This is a genomic window from Streptomyces albofaciens JCM 4342, assembly GCF_008634025.1.
Taxonomy (GTDB): domain Bacteria; phylum Actinomycetota; class Actinomycetes; order Streptomycetales; family Streptomycetaceae; genus Streptomyces; species Streptomyces albofaciens.
The window spans coordinates 1-17778 of the sequence record NZ_PDCM01000001.1; the positions used below are offsets into that span (position 1 = coordinate 1).

Sequence of the window (17778 nt, forward strand, 5' to 3'; positions counted from 1 at the left end):
TTCGCTTGCCCAACCCGTGCAGGAGGTGACACCCCATGGCGCGCCCCATCACTGACACAGACCGCGCCGGCGGTGCGCCGCTGCATGGACAGGGCAAGGCCCGCAACGAGATCGCCCGCGCCATCGGCGCAGCCCGTGACCCGTGTCCAAGATCGCCGCCGCTTCGAACGGCCTCACCTTCGAGCGGGGCCGAGGTCGTCGCCGCCACCGAAGCGCGTCGCATCGACCTCGCCGCCCGCCGTGCCCAGCTCGCCGAGGCCCTGCACGTCGACGCCGAGCGTCTGCGGGCGCAGCTATGGGAGCCACCACCTACGGGGAGTTCGCGGGCCGCGATGGTGAGTGGCACGAGGCGTACCTCGACAAGCCGAGGTTCGCTGATCAGCGCGCCATCATCGCCGCGGCCGGCACCGCATCCAGCAGTCACTACGCCTCGCCCCGGCCGAGGGCGGCGAGGGCGCCGACCAGTCCGATCGATGCTCGGCACGCTCGGCGAAGCGTTGGCCGCGCCGCCGGCGACCCGGACGACGATGGAGGCGCCGACGGGGGGTGAGCGTTGCTCAACCTCGACGCGCTTCCCCTCTCCGCAAACAGCTTCGCTCGGTCGGGCAGGCCACGGCCCGGATCAACCTGTGGCATGGGTCCGTACGGTCCGGCAAGACGATCGCGTCTCTGCTGCATTCGTCATCGCGGTTGCTACCGCGGGCCCGTCCGGTCTGATCATCGTCTGTGGGCGCAGCCTCCAGACGATCGAGCGCAACGTGCTCGAACCCTGCAAGACCGGGCCCTGTTCGGGCCCTCGCCGGCACATCGTCCACACCGCGGCGCCACCACCGCAACGATTCTCGGGCGCACCGTCCACCTGATCGGTGCCGCCGACGCCCGCGCCGAGGGCAGGCTCCGCGGCCTGACCGCGCAGCTCGCTACGTCGATGAGGCCACCCTGGTCCCGAGGGTTTTTGGACGCAGCTCCTCGCACGTCTGTCCGTGCCGGGCGCGCGCCTGTACGCGACGACGAACCCGGACTCGCCGCGGCACTGGCTCAAGACGCAGTATCTCGACCGCGTCGGCGAGCTGAACCTGCGCGCGTGGCACTTCCGCCTGTCCGACAACCCGTCGTTGTCGGCCGAGTACGTCGCCGACCTCGCCGCCGAATACGTCGGTCTGTGGCGACGGCGGATGATCGACGGGGCGTGGTGCGTCGCTGAGGGCGCCATCTACGACATGTGGGACCAGGCGCGCCACGTCGTCACGGACCTGCCGGACATGCGCCGGTATCACGTCGGCATCGACTACGGCACGACGAACCCGTTCGCCGCCGTCCTGTTGGGCGAGGGAGTCGACGGCCGGCTGTACGTGGCCGCCGAGTGGCGCCATGACTCCCGCGCCACGCACCGCAGCATGACCGACGCGCAGTACAGCGCCGCCGTACGGGAATGGCTGGCCGAGTGGTCCCACCCGTCCGCCGGCCCGGACGACCAGGGCGTGACGCCGGAGTGGACGTTCATCGACCCTTCCGCAAAATCGTTTCTCACCCAGTTGTGGCAGGACGGCTACCCCGGCATCGCCCGTGCCTCGAACGAGGTCGCATCCGGCATTCGCTCTGTGTCGAGCCTGCTCGCCGCCGGCCGCCTGCTCGTACACGAGTCGTGCGAGGGCTGCTCGACGAACTGCCTGGCTACAGCTGGGATCCGAAGGCCACCGCGCGTGGTGAGGACGCCCCTTGAAGGTCGACGACCACTCGTGCGACGCGTTGCGGTACGTCATCCACTCGACCGCTCACGAGTGGCGCCACCTTCTCACCGCACCACCGAAGGAGGCTGCCGCCGCGTGATGACTGTCCACATGCCCGTGTCGCTCACCGTCGGCGACCACACCGGCAACCTCGGCACTCTGAGCCTCACGCCCCGCGACAACATCGGTGTCTGTATCGCCGACATGCTGCGGGCCGCGCTGAGGCATTCGACCTCGCCGGAGACGGGAGCAGCGACGATGACGCTTCCTGAGAACGGCGCAGCGTGGCCGCCGCCGCAGCTCGCCCCGCTGTACCGCGAGATGCGCGTCGATGACGCGTGGTACTCCGGGGACCGCAAGCGCCTCGCCGACATCTACCAGCACCAGCAGAGGCGCGAGGACGGGCGGCGCCGGCTGTGGGCCGCCACCGCCAGCAGCAGCCCGGGCAGCGCGATACCCGCCTGCATATCCGCTCGCCGGCGACATCGCCACACGTCCGCCGATCTCCTGTTCTCCGAACCGCCCACGTTCACTGTCGACGACGCTGGCACGCAGGATCGGCTTGCGGACCTTGTCGAGGCTGGAGGCATCGAGAACACCCTGCTTGAGGCGGCCGAGGTCGCCGCCGCCTCGGCGGCGTGTACCTGCGCGTCACCTGGGATGCCTCCCTGGCGCCCGGCCGCTGCTGACTGTCGTGCACGCCGACCAGGCCGCGCCCGAATTCCGCTGGGGGCAACTGACCGGCGTCACCTTCTGGCGCGAACTCGCTTCGACCGAGGCGACCGTGTGGCGCCACCTCGAACGGCATGAGCCCGGCCGCATTCTGCACGGCCTGTACGAGGGCACCGCCGACCGCCTCGGCCGCCGCGTGCCGCTCACCGAGCACCCCGAGGTCGCCGCCCTCGCCGACTCTCTCGGCCCGAGGGCGACACGATCGAGACCGGCATCGACGAACTCACCGCCGCCTACGTCCCAACATCAAGCCCAACCGGCGCCACCGCAGGAGCCCGTTCGGCCGCTCCGACTACGCCGCCCGCTTCATGACCTCATGGACGCGCTTGACGAGACGTGGTCGAGCTGGCTGCGCGACATCCGGCTCGCCCGCGCGCGGCTGATCGTCCCGACGGATACCTGCGCGACCACGGCCCGGGCGCGGCGCGAGCTTCGACGACGACCGGGAAATCTGGCAAGCCCTGTCGATCCGCCGACCGAGGGCGGGTCGGGGATCACCTTGTCGCAGTTCGCGATCAGGGTCACCGAACACCAGTCGACGGCCGACTCGCTCGTGCAGCAGGCCGTACGGTCCGCCGGGTACTCCGCCCAGTCGTTCGGGCTCGGCGACCAGGGCGGCGCCGTCACCGCGACCGAGGTCAACGCCCGCGAGCGACGGTCGATGATCACGCGTGACAAGAAGTCGCGCTACTGGCGCCCCGCGCTCGCGCACATCCTGTTCGTCATGCTGCGCCTCGACCGTGCGCTGTTCACTCCGAGTCTCGTGGTCGACCGGCCCCGCATCGTGTTCGGGGACGCTGTCAGCGAGGACCCGCAATCGGTCGCACAGACGCTCTCCCTGCTCCAGCAGGCGCAGGCCGTCAGCACCGACACCAAGGTACGCGCGCTGCATCCGGACTGGGACGACACCGCCGTTGCCGAAGAGGTTGCCCGCATCCATGCGGAGACCGGGCAGGCCGCCCCGACCCTGTCGGAGCGTTTCCGCTCGCCGCCTGATCGGGGGTGCACATGCCCGTGTCCCCGACCAGGTCGAATACCTCGCCGCGGTGACCGCGGACCTGTACGCCGGTGTCGAGCGGCAGCTGCTCGAACTGTGTGCGCGGCAGCTCGCCGCAGGGCTGGACGCGCCCGGGTGGGCCGTCGCCAAACTCGCCGCCCTGTCGCCCTTGCGGCGCGCGGCCGACGTGCTGCTTGGCGCCCTCGCCGGGACCGTCGACACCGAGGTACGGCACGCCGTGGCTGAGGCGTACGACGCCGGCCGCGCCTCCGCCCTCGAAGAACTCGACGCCTTGCCGGATGAGGATCGGCGGACGGTGGCCGAGCGGACCCCGCACGCGCGGGCCGTCGACCGCCTCGCCGCCGAGACCATCGACACCGTCACCTCGACCACCGCGGCATTCTGCGGGCCGTCGAGGATGGGTATCGGCAGGTTGTTGCCGAGGTCACCGCGGCGCCCCTGCTCGGCACCGAGACGCGCCGCCAGGCCACGCAGCAGGCCATGCAGCGGTTCGCCGACCGGGGGATCTCCTCGTTCCGGGACCGGGCCGGGCGCCGCTGGTCACTGACCGCGTACGCCGAAATGGCGGTGCGCACCAGCGTTGCGCGGGCCGCGACCGAGGCGCACATGACCACCCTCGCCGACGCGGGCATAGACCTGGTGATCGTCTCCAACTCGCCGCGTGAGTGTCCGCTGTGCCGCCCGTGGGAGCGCCGCATCCTGTCCATTGGCGGGCCGGACGGGGCCCGTACGGTCGAGGTCGAGCACGCCCTCGACGACGGCCGCATGATCCGTGTGGACGTGGCCGGGTCGCTCGACGAGGCCCGCCGCGCCGGACTTCAGCACCCAACTGCCGCCACAGCGTCTCCTCTTACACCCTGGTCTGACGCGCGTTGAGGAGCCGGAGCCGGACCCGGCCGGGTATGAGGCTGGACAGCGGCAGCGGGCAATCGAGCGGCACATCCGCCGGCACAAGAACCGCGCCGCCGCCGCGACCACGCCCGAGGCCAAACGCGCCGCCGAGGCCAAAGTCAGGCAGTGGCAAGGCGCCATGCGCGACCACCTCGCCGCACACCCGGACCTCCGCCGTCTGCGCCACCGGGAACAGCCCGGCGCCTCGAACCTGCCCGCCAGGACCAAGACCGCGCCGGACGACTTCATGCAGGCCGCCCGCGTGCGCGCCGGTGACGACGGCACGCTGCGGGAGATGTCCGACGACCAGCTCGGCGCCGCCATGCGGCCCGGCGTGCTCGACGACCGCGCCCGCGACCGAATCGCCACGGAGGCGGACCGCCGCGACCGCGAGGCCCTGCTCGACCGCGTACGGACCGGCGATCTGTCGGCGGTTGCCGACGACGACCTCGCCGAAGCGATGCGCCACGGGAGGGCCGGCGACCTCGCCCGGATCGCCGCCGAATTCGACCGGCGGTACCCGCCGAGCCCCTGCCCGCGCCCGCGCGCAGCGGCGACGCCGTCGAGGACCTGATCGCCGACCGCGCCGCCCTCGACGACCTGCTCGCCCCGCCCCGATCCGGACGGGTGGGCGGCCCTCGCCGATGACGACACCTGGGCCGCACTGGTCGAGCAGGAGCGCGCCGCCCAGCGGACCACGCGCGCGGCACGCCACGCTCCGACGGACGAGCCGGAGCAGGTCCCGCGCGTCACGCGCCGGGTCGCACGGCAGATGTACGACGAGTACGTAATGCGCCAGTACCTCGCGGCCGAGGAAGACCTACGCGGCGTACTGCTCAACAAGCAGGCTGAGCAGGCCGGCCACGATCCCGTGTCGCTGTTCTCCGGGCCCGCGCGCATCGCGCACGCCCGCGCCTCCGACGAGCTGCGGGCATGGTGGGCGGAGCACGGCCGGCTGACACAAGCTGAGTTCATCGAGTCCGTGACCGGTGAACGGCAGCGATGGGCCGAGGGCGCCCGTAAGAACGAGTCGGACCACCAAAACAAGAGGTGAGCATGGGAACGCGCGAGCAGGTCATCCGGGCCGTCACCGCCGGGGCCGAGGCCCGACGCCGCGGCGACCGGCCGTCCACCTGCCCGTACCCGCGTGACTCCCTGCTGCGCTCCGCGTGGATTCGCGGATACACCCGCGCCGCGCCACCCGCGCCCGGCCGCGAAGACGACCAGTAGCACCACCCACCGACACACCCCGGGGCCCGCCAGGCGCGGGCCCTTTCGTATGCCCGCACGCCCGCCCGGCGCGGGCCCAGCACCAGGAGCACCACGCATGAGCGAGACCGGCACCGCCAGCGGACAGCAGGGCGCGCCCAGCGCCGACGCCGGGGGCACCCCGCCCGCGGCACCGCCGAACAGCCCTCCGACCGCGCCGGCCGACAACGCCCCCACGGCCCCGGCCGCCGACCCGGCCGCCGAGCAGCGCGTGAGCGCCGCCGAGCAGGCAGCCCAGCAGGCCGCCACCGAGCGCGACGACCTGCTCGCCGCTCTGCGCAAGGTCCTCGACCCGGAGGGCGCCGACGGCGAAGCCGACCCGGCACGTCTGGCCGAGCAGGCCGCCGCCGAGCGCGACCAGGCCGCGCCGAGGCGCGGCAGCTCCGTGTCGAGCTGGCCGCGCACCAGGCCGCGCACACCGCCGGCGCCGACCCGCCCGCCTGCTCGACTCCCGCACCGTCGCGCAGCAGCTCGCCGACCTCGACCCGACGACAAGGCTTTCGGCGACAAGCTCGCCGAGGTGATCAAGACCGCCGTTGAAGCCGCCCGCACCTGCGCGCCGCCGCTCCCGGTCCGGCCAAGGGCGGCGCCGACTTCACCGGCACCACGCCCGAGCGTCGGCCCGCCACCCTGCATGACGCCATCGCCGCCCGCCTCGGCGGCTGAACCACTGGAGACACCCGCCCATGGCTATCACCCTCGCCGACGCCAAGCTGAACACGCAGGACGACATCGACCTCATGGTGATTGATGAGTTCCGCAAGTCGAGTTGGCTGCTCGACAACCTGACCTTCGATGATGTCGTGAACCCCGCCGGGGGCGGCGCGACGCTCACCTACGGATACACCCGACTCGTCACTGAGCGCGGCGCCGCCTTCCGCCCGCTGAACTCGGAGTACAGCACCGAGCAGGCCAAGCGGACCCGCGCGAGCGTCGACCTTGCGGTACTTGGCGGCGCGTTCGAGATCGACCGCGTCCTGTCCAACCTCGGCCCGCCGCCACCGCGGAAACCACCTTCCAGATGAACCAGACGATCAAGAGCGCGCGGGCGTTCTTCTCCGACCAGGTCATCAACGGCACCCGCAACACAGCGACCGCCACAGGATTCGAGGGCCTTTCCAAGATCCTCACCGGGTCCGCCACCGAATACAAGCCGGCCGCCGACTGGTCGACCCCCGCCGACCAGGCCGCCGCACACAACGCCCTCGACTCCCTCGACGAATTCCTCGGCCTGCTGGACGACACCCCGAGCGCGCTGCTCGGCAACAAGAAGACCATCGCCCGCGTACGCAGCCTCGCCCGCCGGGCCGGCTACTACACCCGCAGCGAGAACGCGTTCGGGCAGACCGTCGAGGCGTACAACGGCATCCCGTTTGTGGACCTGGGCGCCAAGGCTGGCAGCGCCGACCCCGTGATCGGCATCGACGCCAAGACCGGCACCACCGACCTGTACGCCGTCCGCCTCGGCCTCGACGGTTTCCACGGTGTCTCGACCGTCGGCAGCAACCTGGTACGGCAGTGGCTCCCGGACTTCGCCACCGCCGGCGCCGTCAAGAAGGGCGAGGTGGAACTCGGTCCGGTTGCCGTCGCGCTCAAGGCGACGAAGGCCGCCGCTGTGTGGCGCGGCATCAAGGTCAACCAGGGCACCGGCACCGGCGGGGCGTAACGTTCATGCGCCGCCCTACGCCACGCCCGAACAGCTCGCCGCGTGGACCGGGACCGCTGCACCGGACGACGCCGAGCGGCTGCTCGCCCGCGCGTCCGAGGACATCGATTCGGCCCTGCTGACCGCCGTGTATCCGGTCGACGCGGACGGCGACCCCACCGACCCGACGACCGCCGAAGTCCTCGCCCGCGCCACCTGCGCACAGGTCGAATACTGGGCCTCCGCTGGCACCGACGGCACCGGCGCAGGCGATCACTGGGACTCCGTATCGATCGGGCCCGTCAGCCTGTCGGGGCGCACCGCGCGCCCGCCGGCCGCGACCGGGGTGGAGTTGGCGCCGCGCGCCGACCGCATCCTGCGCCGCGCCGGACTGACCCGGGCCGGGTGATCGCGTGGTGACCCGCGTGCCCGAGGTACTGCTGCGCCACCGCATCACGGTCGAGCCGTACGCGGGGGAGAGCGCCTACGGGCCCCAGTACCGCCACGCCATCCCGAACGTGCCCGCGATGATCGACGAGACGGCCCGCATGGTGCGAGCCCCGGACGGTCGGCAGGTCACCGCCTCGGCAACGATCGTCGCCGGCCCCCTGCTCGACTGCCCGCCCGGCAGCCGCATCACGCTCCCCGACGGGCGCACCACCACCGCGATCACCACCGCCCACCACACCGCGCCCGGTCTGCCGGTGCCCGCCTGCACGGAGGTGACCTGCGAATGAGCGGACCGCGCGCCGAACTGAACTGGAACGGGGCCGCCGTCAGCGAGGCACTGCGGCAGGCCGCCACCCGCGGCGCCCTGCTCGGCGCCGAACACGTCCTCCAGCTCAGCCGCCAGCTGGTGCCGATCGAGGAGGGCACCCTCGAACGAAGCGGCGCGACCAGTGTGGACGCGCGCCGCCGTACGGCCGCGGTGTCGTACGACACCCCGTACGCCCGCCGCGTGCACGAGGACATGACCGCCCGGCACGACCCCGGCCGCACCGCCAAGTACCTCGAACGCGTCCTGCCGGGCTCGACCGACACCGTGCAGGCGTTGATCGCCGCACAGGTCCGGCGGGCGCTGCGCTGATGTCCTACACCGTCGACCTGCTCGACGGTCTCGCCCGCCTGCTCGACACCGCAGGCGTCGGCACCTACCGGCCCGACGGCGTGTACGCGGCCGGCGAGACCGCCATCACCATTGCCGCCACTCCTCCCGTGCCCGACCGGGTCATCTGCCTGTCCGCGTACCCGGTCGAGGAGTCCGCGGCCCTGACCGACACCACCACCGGCATACAGGTGCGCACCCGCGCCGGGCCGGACCCGCGCGAAGTCGACGCCCTCGACGACCAGGTGCTCGACGTGCTGCACGGCTCCGGCCCCACCACTGGGGCGCGGCATGGGTGCAGCTCATCTACCGCAACTCGGCCGCCCCGATCGGCGCCGACGGCTCCGGGCGCGCGGAGCGCAGCAGCAACTACTACGCCCGCGCCCACCGCGCGGCCCGACATCTGGAATAGGAGGCGCCAGTGAGCACCCCGACGCCGCCGGCCGAGACGATCACCGCGCTTGCGCGCCGGTACCGGTGCGAGATCGACATGAGCACGGACGGCACCACCCCCGCTTGGACGCTGCTACCCGGCATCACCGAGTTCGCGCCGAAGATCGAACCCACACAGCAGGAGTCGACGACGTACGACGCCGAGGGGTGGGTCGAGCAGACCGTGACCATGCTCGCCTGGTCGATCGAGACGACCATCGCGCACCGCGCCCACCCGACCACCGGCGTTTTCAACGCCGTGCAGGAACGTTTGCGCAAGGCATCGATGGCGTTCGGTGCTGGCTCGTATGTGCGGGTGCGGTACTACGACCGCAACGGCGCCCCGGACGCCTACCAGGGCACGGCCCTGGTCACCTGGGAGCCGGACGGCGGCGGCGCCGACGAACTCGACACCGTCAAGATCACACTCACCGGGTCGGGCCCGCTGACCGAGATCACCAACCCCGCCGCTGGAACCGGCAAGACGCTGACCCCTGAGAAGGGGGCCGCGTAATGGCGTTCAAGGAACTCGGCGAACTCCTCGACGAGACCCTGCAACTCCCCGTCGCAGGCACCGTCTACACCGTGCCCGCCCCGTCCGCCGAGGTCGGCCTGCGGGTGCAGGCGATCATCAACGCGGCGGCGGTCGCCGCCGACGGCGGACGCGTCGACGAGCAGGTACTCGGCGACGCGGCCGAGCGCGACCTGTTCCGCGACGTGCTCGGCACCGCGCACGGTCAGATGGTGGCCGACGGCGTGCCGTGGCCCGCCCTCAAACACTCGGCGATCACGGCCATGGTGTGGATCGCGCAGGACAAGGCCGCCGCCGAAGCGTTCTGGAACTCCGGCGGCGACCCAAACCGCTTGGCCCCGAATCGGGCGGAGCGTCGGGCCCGGTCGGGCGCGGCGAAGTCGACCCCGAATCGGGGCTCTACGAGTGGTACGAGTGGCCCGAAGGCCAGGCCCCGCCCCGCGGGCAAGGGCCGCGCGCCGCGCTGACGTGGCGCCGCATCCTCGACGAGTGGCCGCTCGTCGAGGCGGACCTGCACGAGGTCTACGGCATCGACCTGGGCGCCCCCGGCATCCTGCGGGCCCGTTCCTGGCGCTGGCTGCGCCTGCGCATCCTCGGCCTGCTCTCCGCTGAATCGCGGCTGGCCCGAACGCTCGCCCCCTCGCAAGACGCTCCCGCACCGGGAGGCACGACCCCCCGGAGGTGAGCGCCCGTGGCTCTCATGGTCGGCGAACTCGCCGCAACCATCCGGGTCGATGACAGCGGGGCCCGTGCGGGTATCCGCCGCGCCGAGGCCGCCATGCGCGCCGGCGGCGACCGCATGGCCGCCGACGCGGGCAGCAGCGGGCAGCAGGCCGGCCGCCAGCTCGGCGACGGCGTCGCCGACGGGGCCGAGCGCGGCGGAGGCCGCGCGGCAAGCAAGGTCGGCGAGGCCCTGAAGAAGGGGATCGCCGCCGCGGCGATCGGCGCCACCATCGGTGGCGCGCTGATCGCGGGTATCGGCTCGGCCCTCGAACAGGGCAAGATCCCTGGTCAGCTTCAGGCGCAGCTCGGCACCACCGGGCCCGTGGCCGCCAAGTACGGCAAGGTCGCCGGCGATCTGTACGCGGGCGCGGTCGTCGACTCAGTGCAGGACGGCGCCGAGATCATCAAGGGCATCGCCAGGAATGGCCTGCTGCCGCCGGAGGCGACACAGGCACAGGTCCAGACGATGGGCCGACGGGTGGCGGACACCGCCGCCGTCATGGGCGAGGACGTTTCCAAGGTCTCTCGTGCCGTCGGCACGATGATGAAAAACGGCCTCGCCAAATCGGCGGATGAGGCCATGGACGTTCTTGTCAAGGGCGCCCAGAACGGCATCGATACCGCCGAGGATCTGCTCGACACATTCAGTGAGTATCCAACCGAATTCCGGCAGCTTGGCCTCGACGCGAAAACGTCCATGGGCCTGCTTCAGCAGGGACTCAAGGGCGGCGCGCGCGATGCCGACGTAGTCGCCGACGCGCTGAAAGAGTTCACTCTGCAAGCGCAGGGGATGAACGACGCCACGAAAAAGGCGTATGCGGATCTTGGCCTGTCCGGCGAGAAGATGCAGGCTGTTTTCCAGAAGGGCGGACCGGCCGCCGGGAAAGCCTTCGAGCAGGTCATCACGAAACTGCGGGCCGTCAAAGACCCAGCGAAGAAAAGCGAGATCGCCCTCGGACTGTTCGGTACGAAGTTCGAGGACATGCAGCAGGCGATTTACGCCCTCGATCCTGCGCACGCGGTGCAGGCCCTCGGCAAGGTCAAGGGCGCCACCGACGCGGCCGGCAACGCGATGCGCGACAACGCCGCCACCAAGATTGAGAAGTTCAAGCGGTCGTTGACGCAGGGTGCCGTCGAGGTGATCGGCACGTACGTGGTCCCGGCGTTGATCAAGTTGGGTCAGTGGGTGCTCTCGCTCGGCTCCAAGTGGGACACCGTCACGGGTTTCGTATCCCGCAACTCAACCGCCCTGACGATCGCGGCGAGCGTGATTACGCTCCTGATGCTGCCCACCCTGGTCAGCCTCGGCGTACAGGCCACCACGACCGGCGCGGCCGTGGTCGCGAGCTGGGCCACGCAGAGCGCCGCCGCGGTAACCGGCGCGGCGCGGTTCGTCGCCTCGAACGCTATGACGTTGGCCGGGTGGGCGGCGCAGGGTGCCGCCGCCACGGTCAACGCCGCGCGCGTGGTGGCCGGTTGGGTGCTCATGGGCGCGCAGTCCATGATCCAGGGCGCCCGGATGGCCGCGGCGTGGCTGCTGGCCATGGGCCCGATACCGCTGATCATCGCGGCAGTTGTCGGCCTGGTCGCGCTGATCGTCTCCAACTGGGATTCCATCAAGGCGAAGACGGCTGCCGTCTGGGACTGGATTTGGGAGAAGATCAAGGCCGTTGGTCAATTCCTGATCGACCTGTTCCTGAACTTCACCCTCGTCGGCATCATCATCAAGCACTGGGATTCCATCAAGGCCGGAACTCAGCGCGTGTGGACGGCCATCGTCGATTGGGTCAAGGCCCTGCCGGGCCGCATCGTCGATTTCTTCCTGAACTGGACTCTCGTTGGGCTGATCATTAAGCACTGGAGTTCCATCAAGGAGGGCACGAAGCGCAAGGCCGGGGAAATGCTCGATTTCGTACGCGGACTGCCGGGCCGGATCGTCGGGTTCTTCGGCGACTTCGGATCGATGCTCTACGACAAGGGCCTCGACCTGATCCGCGGCCTGTGGAACGGCATTCGCAACATGGGCCCGTGGCTGGCACGCAAACTGACGAGCTGGGCCAAGGACATGATCCCCGGGCCGATCGCCCGCGCGCTGGGCATCCACTCGCCCTCGCGCCTGATGCGCGACAAGATCGGCAAGTTCATTCCGGCCGGTGTCGTCGAGGGCATCAAGGCAGGCGCCCCCGCCATCGACCGCACCATGCGCAATCTCGTGAGTGTTCCGCCCGCGCCGCAGTTCGCCGCCGCCGGCGGACCGTCGTACGGCCCGGGTTTCGGCGGGGGCATGGCGCCCGCGGTGCACATCGAGAACTGGCACGCCGGATCGGCGTCCGCTGATCAGACGGCCGCGGCGCTGGCCTGGCACGCCAAGGGCAGGGGGTGACATGGCCGGCGACCTGGTCACCCTGCCTGGCCACATCCAGTACGGCGACCTGTTGCTCGGCCCCGGCACCGCCGTGCGCTGGAAGTCCCTCACAGGCTGGATCGATACGCCCGGCCTCGATTCGGGCACCGTTGCCCGCTCGGACGGGCACGGCGCCTATCCGGGGCCGCTGTATGCACAGCCGCGCACAATCACGGTGGATGGGCTGGTGATCCGTACGGCGCCTGGCGCAATGTCGGCCGCCGTACGGACCCTGTCCGCACACCTCGCACTCCGCGACGACGAACTGCCGCTCGTGATCCGCCTCGACGACGCTCCGCCGCTGATGTGCTGGGCCCGGTGCCTGCGCCGCTCCATCCCCGTCGACACCGGGTACCGCATCGGCGCGAGCATCGGCGGCGCGATCCAGTTCGAGGCCACCGACCCGCGCCTCTACTCCCTCACCGAGCAGCGCATCGAGACCCGCCTGCCCGCCCCCGAACCCGGTCTCGACTGGCACCTCGACCCGGGCCCCGAACACCTCGACTGGAACACGGTTCCCAGCCCCGAGGGCGTCGACTTCGGCGCCCCGGGCTCGACCGGTGCCCTGATCGCCGTCAACGAGGGGGACACCGACACACACCCCGTGATCGTCTTCCGGGGCCCGGTCGCCCGGCCGAGCCTGACGAATCTGCGCACGGGCGAGGCGGTCGAGTACGACATCGACCTCGCCCCCGACGACGTGCTGCACGTCGACACCAACGCCGGCACCGTCACCCTCAACGGCGGCGCCTCGCGCCTGCACACCGCGACCGCCCGCTCGGTCCCGGAGCAGGCATTCACCCTCGCCCCCGGTGTCGCACAGCTTGCGTTCCGGGCCGCGCCCGGATCATCCGACCCCCGCGCGAGCGTCACCGTGCGCTACCGCTCGGCCTACTGGTAAGGAGAAACCGCCCGTGACCGTGCGCGCCGCCTGGCTGCTGCCCCTTGGGCAGACCCGACAGGACACCCGCACCGCGCCCGTGGGGACCATGGCGCCGGAGGACGAAATGACCTCGCGCGCCGGTGTGATCGCCGGAGGGCAGCCGTTCGCCGCCGTCGGTGTGAGCGCCATGCAGGTGCAGATCGGTGTCGGCCGCGCCGTGGTGCAGGGCACCGCCGCGCAGGGCGCCTATCCGGTCGCCGTGACGGCCCCGGAGACGCTGACGGTCGCGGACGGCGACGCGCAGTACGGCCGTATCGACACCGTCGTGCTCCGCATCCTCGACGGGCTGTACGACACCAGCGAGCAGACCCTCGCCACGGTCGAGATCATCCAGGGCGACCGCTCCGACACCCCCACGCCGCCGACCCTGCCGCCCGCCTGCCTCGCCTTGTGGGACATCACGGTTCCGGCGGGAACGTCCGCCGGCGTCGGCGGGATCAACTGGGCGTCTGCGCTGACCGACCGGCGCCGCTACACCGCGGCGTACGGCGGGATCATCCCCCGCGGCGGGCCCGCGTCCTACCCCGGGGCCTACGACGGGCAGTACCGTGACACGGGCACCGGACTGGAACGCTGGTCCGCCGCGGCGTCCGCGTGGCAGCCGTACCCGGCTGATACCGGCTGGATCGATCTCCCGCTGCCCACCGGCTATCAGCGGTTCTCCAGCAATGCGTACCCCTTCCAGATCAGGAAGTGCGGCACGCAGGTCCACCTCCGCGGGCGCATCCTACGCACCGCCGGACTCATCCCCGCCGACGGGCAACCCCTACCGGGCCTGACCCTGCCCCAGACGTACTGGCCCACGCAGTCCCCCACCTCGTACGCCGAGGTGTCGTTCGGATGCGAGGTCAGTGCGACCTCTCCGGCCGGCACCGTCCGCGGCGAGATCAGCGGCCGAGGCAAGATCACCGCCGCTTTCCAGCGTGCAACCAGTTCTTGGCTGGCGTTCGGCTGCTCCTGGTGGACCGACTGACCCATGTGACAGGGGGTGGCCGTGTCCGCCCCCATGTATCGGGCCCTGTTCTGCGACCTGCGCACCGACCAGATCATCGACGCCCTGCCCATACAGGGCGTGTCCCTTGATGACTGGATCGGCAAGAGCGGGTCGCTCGGCGCCACCATCCCCATACCTAACGCCGCTCTTGCGGGCCGTGTGCGGCGCGCGGTGACGCCCGGCCGTACGGCCGTGTGGGTCGAGCGGGGCCGCGAGATCTGGTGGGGCGGCATCCTGTGGACCGCCAACGTGTCCAGCAGCAACCGCGGGTTTCTGTCCATGCAGATTCAGGCCGCCACGTGGGATTCGTACCTCGATCACCGGCTGCTGTACGACACGATGACCGCGGCCGGGGTCGATCAGTTCGACATCGCGCGGCAGCTGGTCGACTACGCGCAGCAGGCCGCCGGCGGAGACATCGGCATTGAGTACGACACGCACACCTCCGGGATGCTGCGCGACCGCACGTACAGCCGGTACGACCTGCCCACGATCCGCGATCTGCTCGCCAAGCTGGGCGCGGTCGAGGGTGGGTTTGAGTGGCGCATCGCGTCGTACCGCGATCCGGAGTCCGGCCGGCGCGTCAAGCGCCTGCGGTTGGGGGCCCCGACGCTGCGCAGTGGTACGGCCGACATCGTCCTCGACCACCCGGGCCCGGTTCTGACCTACTCGTGGCCGGTGGACGCGACCGGGCAGGCGAACGTCTGGCAGTCGCGCGGCGCGTCCGACAACAGCAACCAGGCCGTCGACTCCGTACCCATGCTGTCGCAGCTCCTGGTCGCCGAGGATGACATCGCGGCCGGCTGGCCGCGGCTGGACGGGAGCAGCGATCACTCGACCGTCGAGCAGCAGGCCACGCTCGACGCGCACGCCCGTGCGGACTGGGCCGCCGCCCGCCGACCGCTCACCATTCCTGAGATCACCGTGCGCGTGACCGACGCGATTTCGCCCGCACTGCTCGGCGCCGCTGTGAGGTTGCGCATCCGCGATCTGTGGTTCCCCGACGGGCTCGACGCGCGGTACCGCGTCGTCGGCATCGCGATCACTCCGCCCTCCCGCGGCACCCCCGAGACCGCCAAGCTCTATCTGGAGACCGCCTGATGGCTGCCATCCCCCTCGACCTGCTCGACCGCATTCGCAACCTCGAACGGCAGGTGCGGGAACTGTCCGGCCGAGCGCAGACACGGCCCGCGCTGAACACGATCAACCACGGCACCGTGACGATCGGCGAGGGCGGACAACTGCGGGTCAAGGCCCCCAGTGGGCACACCACTTTCGGCACCGGGCAGGGCCCGCGAGGAGACTGGTACGTGCTGCTGGCCCGCGAGGATGGCACCCCCGCCGTACAGGTCGGCAACAACAACTTCGACGGGGACGACATCCGGCAAATGATCCGGCTGTGGTCGCGCGGCGGCGACGTGCTCGTGATGGACGACTACTACGCCGACGGCTACCTCGGCCGCCCGTGGGTGCCCATCCCCATGTCCCCGGCCGCCCTGGTCACCGGGTCCGAATGGCGCACCACACACGCCGGGCGGTTCCAAGCCCAACACGCCGTACTCACCGCGTCCTGGTCGGTCTACGCGCCGAGCGGCACGACCGCGGAGGCGCGCCTGATGATCAACCACGGTGGGGAGCTGTCGCAGCTCGGCGAGGCGATCACGTCCAGCGGCAAAGAAGTCTTCACCACCCAACGGTTCACCCCCAGCGATCACCGGCTGAAGCACACCGAGGCCGCCGGCCTTGTTCTTCAGGCTCGCCGCGCCAGCGGCACCGGGACCGGTGAGGCGTGGTGCCAAGGCATCTGGGGCGTGAACACCACCACCGCCAACGAAGCGAACTAGGAGCGCCCTTTTCGTGCTGCCCGAGAACATCCCCGTCGTCACCGTGACCGGCCGTTTCCTCTCCCCCGACGGGCAACCCCTGTCCGGATCCGTCACCTTCCGCGCCCCCGGGCAGGTGACCTTTCCTGAGTCCGACGTGATCCTCGGCGGGCCGGTCGTGGCGACGCTCGACGCGCAGGGCCGCATCACCGCGCGCCTGCCCGCGACCGATGCCCCGCACATGGACCCGTCCGGCTGGTCGTACACCGTCGCCGAACAGCTCGCCGGAATCCCCAACGGCCGCAGCTATCAGGTCCTCTTGCCCGCGGAGACACCGCAGGTCGACCTCGCCGACATCGCGCCCACCGACCCCAGCAAGCCCAACTACGTCGCCGTACGCGGCAAGAGCGCCTACGAGGTGGCCCTCGCGAACGGCTTCTCCGGCACCGTCGCCGACTGGCTCGCTTCCCTGGTCGGACCGCGCGGGCCGGAGGGTGCGACCGGCCCACGCGGCGAACAGGGCCCCCGCGGCGACCGCGGCGAGCAGGGCCCGCCCGGAGCCGACGGAGCACCGGGCAAGGACGGCGCCCCCGGCGTCGTCCAGTCCGTCAACGGCCACCGCGCGGCCGAGGTCACCCTCGACGCCGCCGACGTGCACGCCGTCCCGGACACCGCGCCGGGCGCACCGGGCGGCGTCGCGCAGCTCGACGCCGACGGACGCGTACCCGCCGCCCAGCTCCCCCCGATCACCGCGGGCGGCGTGATGTCCGTGAACGGCGACAAGGGGCCCGACGTGCAGCTCGACGCCGCGCGCGTCGGAGCGATCCCCGCCGCCGCGGCCGGCACTGCCGGAGGCGTCGCGACCCTCGACGGGGCCGGCGATGTGCCGACCGCGCAGCTGCCGCCGTACCTCGCCGGGACGTGGGGGCCGGCCGACTACGGCCTCGCCGCGTGGGCGTACGACCTCGCGCCGTCCTCCCCGACCCCGGGGGATGCGCCCTCGCAGGCCGGACGCCTGTACCTGGTCGGCGTGCCGCTCCGCCAGGCCGCCAAGATCAGCCGCGTTGCCTGCCACACCATGGGGTTCAACAAGCCCAGCAGCGGCGTCACAGCGGCGTACATGGGCATCTACGACACCGCCCTCAACCGGATAGCCACTACCGCGAACCTAGCCTCGACGTGGGTCGAGGAACACCGCATCGGCGGATCGCTCACCCCCTACAACCTCACGGCCCCGGTGCAGCTCGACGCGGGCGGGTACTACGTCGCGATCCTGATCAAGGGCAGCGGCACCAGCGTGCCGTACCTCGCCGCCGCCAACTGGGCCCCCAGCACCGGCACCGTGTCCGGCCCGCGGCAGGTCACGACCAGCGGCGTCTACCGCTGGCTCCAGACCTCCAGCACCACCCTTACGAGCCTGCCCGCCACGCTCCGCCTCGCCGACATGGCCGAGGCGAACACGTGCTACTGGGCCGCCCTCGGCTAACCCCGCCCCGCTTCGCACCACCACGCCCCGGCGCACCGCGCCGGGGCTTTC

General features: G+C 71.4%; 19 protein-coding genes and 3 pseudogenes. All 22 read left to right on the forward strand.

Annotated features, from left to right (window positions below):
* The first annotated feature begins 983 nt into the window (after positions 1–983).
* The 22 genes and pseudogenes from CP973_RS40560 (at position 984) to CP973_RS40590 (ending at position 17727) form a co-directional block, all read left to right on the forward strand.
* A complete protein-coding gene (locus CP973_RS40560) occupies positions 984–2540 on the forward strand; it encodes a hypothetical protein (protein ID WP_244409198.1) in 1557 nt (518 codons plus the stop codon).
* 238 nt (positions 2541–2778) lie between these two features.
* A pseudogene (locus CP973_RS41915) lies at positions 2779–3366 on the forward strand (phage capsid protein); the annotation flags it as partial.
* A 142-nt stretch (positions 3367–3508) separates the two neighbouring features.
* Positions 3509–4027, forward strand: coding sequence for a phage minor capsid protein (locus tag CP973_RS41320; protein ID WP_280118993.1), 519 nt, complete (start codon positions 3509–3511; stop codon positions 4025–4027).
* Entirely contained in the window at positions 3919–4356 is a 438-nt protein-coding gene (locus tag CP973_RS41325; RefSeq protein WP_280119011.1) for a phage minor capsid protein, read from the forward strand. The genes CP973_RS41320 and CP973_RS41325 overlap by 109 nt, the downstream gene beginning before the upstream one ends.
* A pseudogene (locus tag CP973_RS41710) lies at positions 4253–4468 on the forward strand (phage minor capsid protein); the annotation flags it as partial. The gene CP973_RS41325 and the pseudogene CP973_RS41710, both read left to right, overlap by 104 nt.
* A gap of 42 nt (positions 4469–4510) precedes the next feature.
* Positions 4511–4945 carry a hypothetical protein gene (locus CP973_RS41715; protein ID WP_244409916.1) on the forward strand — a complete coding sequence of 145 codons (435 nt, stop codon included), beginning with the start codon at positions 4511–4513 and terminating at the stop codon, positions 4943–4945.
* 216 nt (positions 4946–5161) lie between these two features.
* Positions 5162–5425 carry a hypothetical protein gene (locus CP973_RS40580; RefSeq protein ID WP_244409199.1) on the forward strand — a complete coding sequence of 88 codons (264 nt, stop codon included), beginning with the start codon at positions 5162–5164 and terminating at the stop codon, positions 5423–5425.
* A gap of 2 nt (positions 5426–5427) precedes the next feature.
* Positions 5428–5601 carry an Rmf/CrpP fold protein gene (locus CP973_RS39780; protein ID WP_167538243.1) on the forward strand — a complete coding sequence of 58 codons (174 nt, stop codon included), beginning with the start codon at positions 5428–5430 and terminating at the stop codon, positions 5599–5601.
* Between the two features lie 97 nt (positions 5602–5698).
* Positions 5699–6391, forward strand: coding sequence for a hypothetical protein (locus tag CP973_RS00025; RefSeq protein WP_150236462.1), 693 nt, complete (start codon positions 5699–5701; stop codon positions 6389–6391).
* Positions 6381–7306 (forward strand): annotated as a pseudogene (locus CP973_RS00030) (major capsid protein). Before CP973_RS00025 ends, CP973_RS00030 begins: the two are co-directional and overlap by 11 nt.
* A gap of 127 nt (positions 7307–7433) precedes the next feature.
* Complete coding sequence (locus CP973_RS00035) at positions 7434–7694, forward strand: hypothetical protein (protein ID WP_244409202.1); 261 nt, start codon at positions 7434–7436, stop codon at positions 7692–7694.
* A 16-nt stretch (positions 7695–7710) separates the two neighbouring features.
* Positions 7711–8022 carry a hypothetical protein gene (locus tag CP973_RS00040; protein ID WP_341874779.1) on the forward strand — a complete coding sequence of 104 codons (312 nt, stop codon included), beginning with the start codon at positions 7711–7713 and terminating at the stop codon, positions 8020–8022.
* Complete coding sequence (locus CP973_RS00045) at positions 8019–8372, forward strand: hypothetical protein (RefSeq protein ID WP_150236464.1); 354 nt, start codon at positions 8019–8021, stop codon at positions 8370–8372. Before CP973_RS00040 ends, CP973_RS00045 begins: the two co-directional genes overlap by 4 nt.
* Positions 8372–8815 (forward strand): minor capsid protein, encoded by a 444-nt coding sequence (locus CP973_RS00050; protein ID WP_244409203.1) that lies wholly within the window; start codon positions 8372–8374, stop codon positions 8813–8815. The genes CP973_RS00045 and CP973_RS00050 overlap by 1 nt, the downstream gene beginning before the upstream one ends.
* Positions 8812–9336 carry a phage tail tube protein gene (locus tag CP973_RS00055; protein ID WP_150236466.1) on the forward strand — a complete coding sequence of 175 codons (525 nt, stop codon included), beginning with the start codon at positions 8812–8814 and terminating at the stop codon, positions 9334–9336. The genes CP973_RS00050 and CP973_RS00055 overlap by 4 nt, the downstream gene beginning before the upstream one ends.
* Positions 9336–9821, forward strand: coding sequence for a DUF7426 family protein (locus CP973_RS00060; protein WP_150236468.1), 486 nt, complete (start codon positions 9336–9338; stop codon positions 9819–9821). Before CP973_RS00055 ends, CP973_RS00060 begins: the two co-directional genes overlap by 1 nt.
* Positions 9822–10054: 233 nt before the next feature.
* Positions 10055–12460 carry a phage tail tape measure protein gene (locus CP973_RS00070; protein WP_244409667.1) on the forward strand — a complete coding sequence of 802 codons (2406 nt, stop codon included), beginning with the start codon at positions 10055–10057 and terminating at the stop codon, positions 12458–12460.
* Between the two features lies 1 nt (position 12461).
* Positions 12462–13382 carry a phage distal tail protein gene (locus tag CP973_RS00075; RefSeq protein ID WP_150236472.1) on the forward strand — a complete coding sequence of 307 codons (921 nt, stop codon included), beginning with the start codon at positions 12462–12464 and terminating at the stop codon, positions 13380–13382.
* Between the two features lie 13 nt (positions 13383–13395).
* The gene (locus tag CP973_RS00080; RefSeq protein WP_150236474.1) at positions 13396–14397 is read left to right on the forward strand and encodes a hypothetical protein; all 1002 of its coding nucleotides are present in this window, start codon (positions 13396–13398) and stop codon (positions 14395–14397) included.
* A gap of 33 nt (positions 14398–14430) precedes the next feature.
* The gene (locus CP973_RS00085) at positions 14431–15519 is read left to right on the forward strand and encodes a hypothetical protein (protein ID WP_150242905.1); all 1089 of its coding nucleotides are present in this window, start codon (positions 14431–14433) and stop codon (positions 15517–15519) included.
* Positions 15519–16262, forward strand: a complete 744-nt coding sequence (locus CP973_RS00090; protein WP_150236476.1) for a hypothetical protein — start codon at positions 15519–15521, stop codon at positions 16260–16262. Before CP973_RS00085 ends, CP973_RS00090 begins: the two co-directional genes overlap by 1 nt.
* A 13-nt stretch (positions 16263–16275) precedes the next feature.
* A complete protein-coding gene (locus tag CP973_RS40590; protein ID WP_150236478.1) occupies positions 16276–17727 on the forward strand; it encodes a collagen-like triple helix repeat-containing protein in 1452 nt (483 codons plus the stop codon).
* Positions 17728–17778 lie beyond the last annotated feature (51 nt).

Bases quoted from the DNA above. Each gene is read 5' to 3' on its own strand.
- CP973_RS00075 (WP_150236472.1), top strand. From the start codon at position 12,462: ATGGCCGGCGACCTGGTCACCCTGCCTGGCCACATCCAGTACGGCGAC.
- CP973_RS00025 (WP_150236462.1), top strand. From the start codon at position 5,699: ATGAGCGAGACCGGCACCGCCAGCGGACAGCAGGGCGCGCCCAGCGCC.
- CP973_RS00050 (WP_244409203.1), top strand. From the start codon at position 8,372: ATGTCCTACACCGTCGACCTGCTCGACGGTCTCGCCCGCCTGCTCGAC.
- CP973_RS00090 (WP_150236476.1), top strand. From the start codon at position 15,519: ATGGCTGCCATCCCCCTCGACCTGCTCGACCGCATTCGCAACCTCGAA.
- CP973_RS00045 (WP_150236464.1), top strand. From the start codon at position 8,019: ATGAGCGGACCGCGCGCCGAACTGAACTGGAACGGGGCCGCCGTCAGC.
- CP973_RS40580 (WP_244409199.1), top strand. From the start codon at position 5,162: ATGCGCCAGTACCTCGCGGCCGAGGAAGACCTACGCGGCGTACTGCTC.
- CP973_RS00085 (WP_150242905.1), top strand. From the start codon at position 14,431: ATGTATCGGGCCCTGTTCTGCGACCTGCGCACCGACCAGATCATCGAC.
- CP973_RS39780 (WP_167538243.1), top strand. From the start codon at position 5,428: ATGGGAACGCGCGAGCAGGTCATCCGGGCCGTCACCGCCGGGGCCGAG.
- CP973_RS00060 (WP_150236468.1), top strand. From the start codon at position 9,336: ATGGCGTTCAAGGAACTCGGCGAACTCCTCGACGAGACCCTGCAACTC.
- CP973_RS00070 (WP_244409667.1), top strand. From the start codon at position 10,055: ATGGTCGGCGAACTCGCCGCAACCATCCGGGTCGATGACAGCGGGGCC.
- CP973_RS41715 (WP_244409916.1), top strand. From the start codon at position 4,511: ATGCGCGACCACCTCGCCGCACACCCGGACCTCCGCCGTCTGCGCCAC.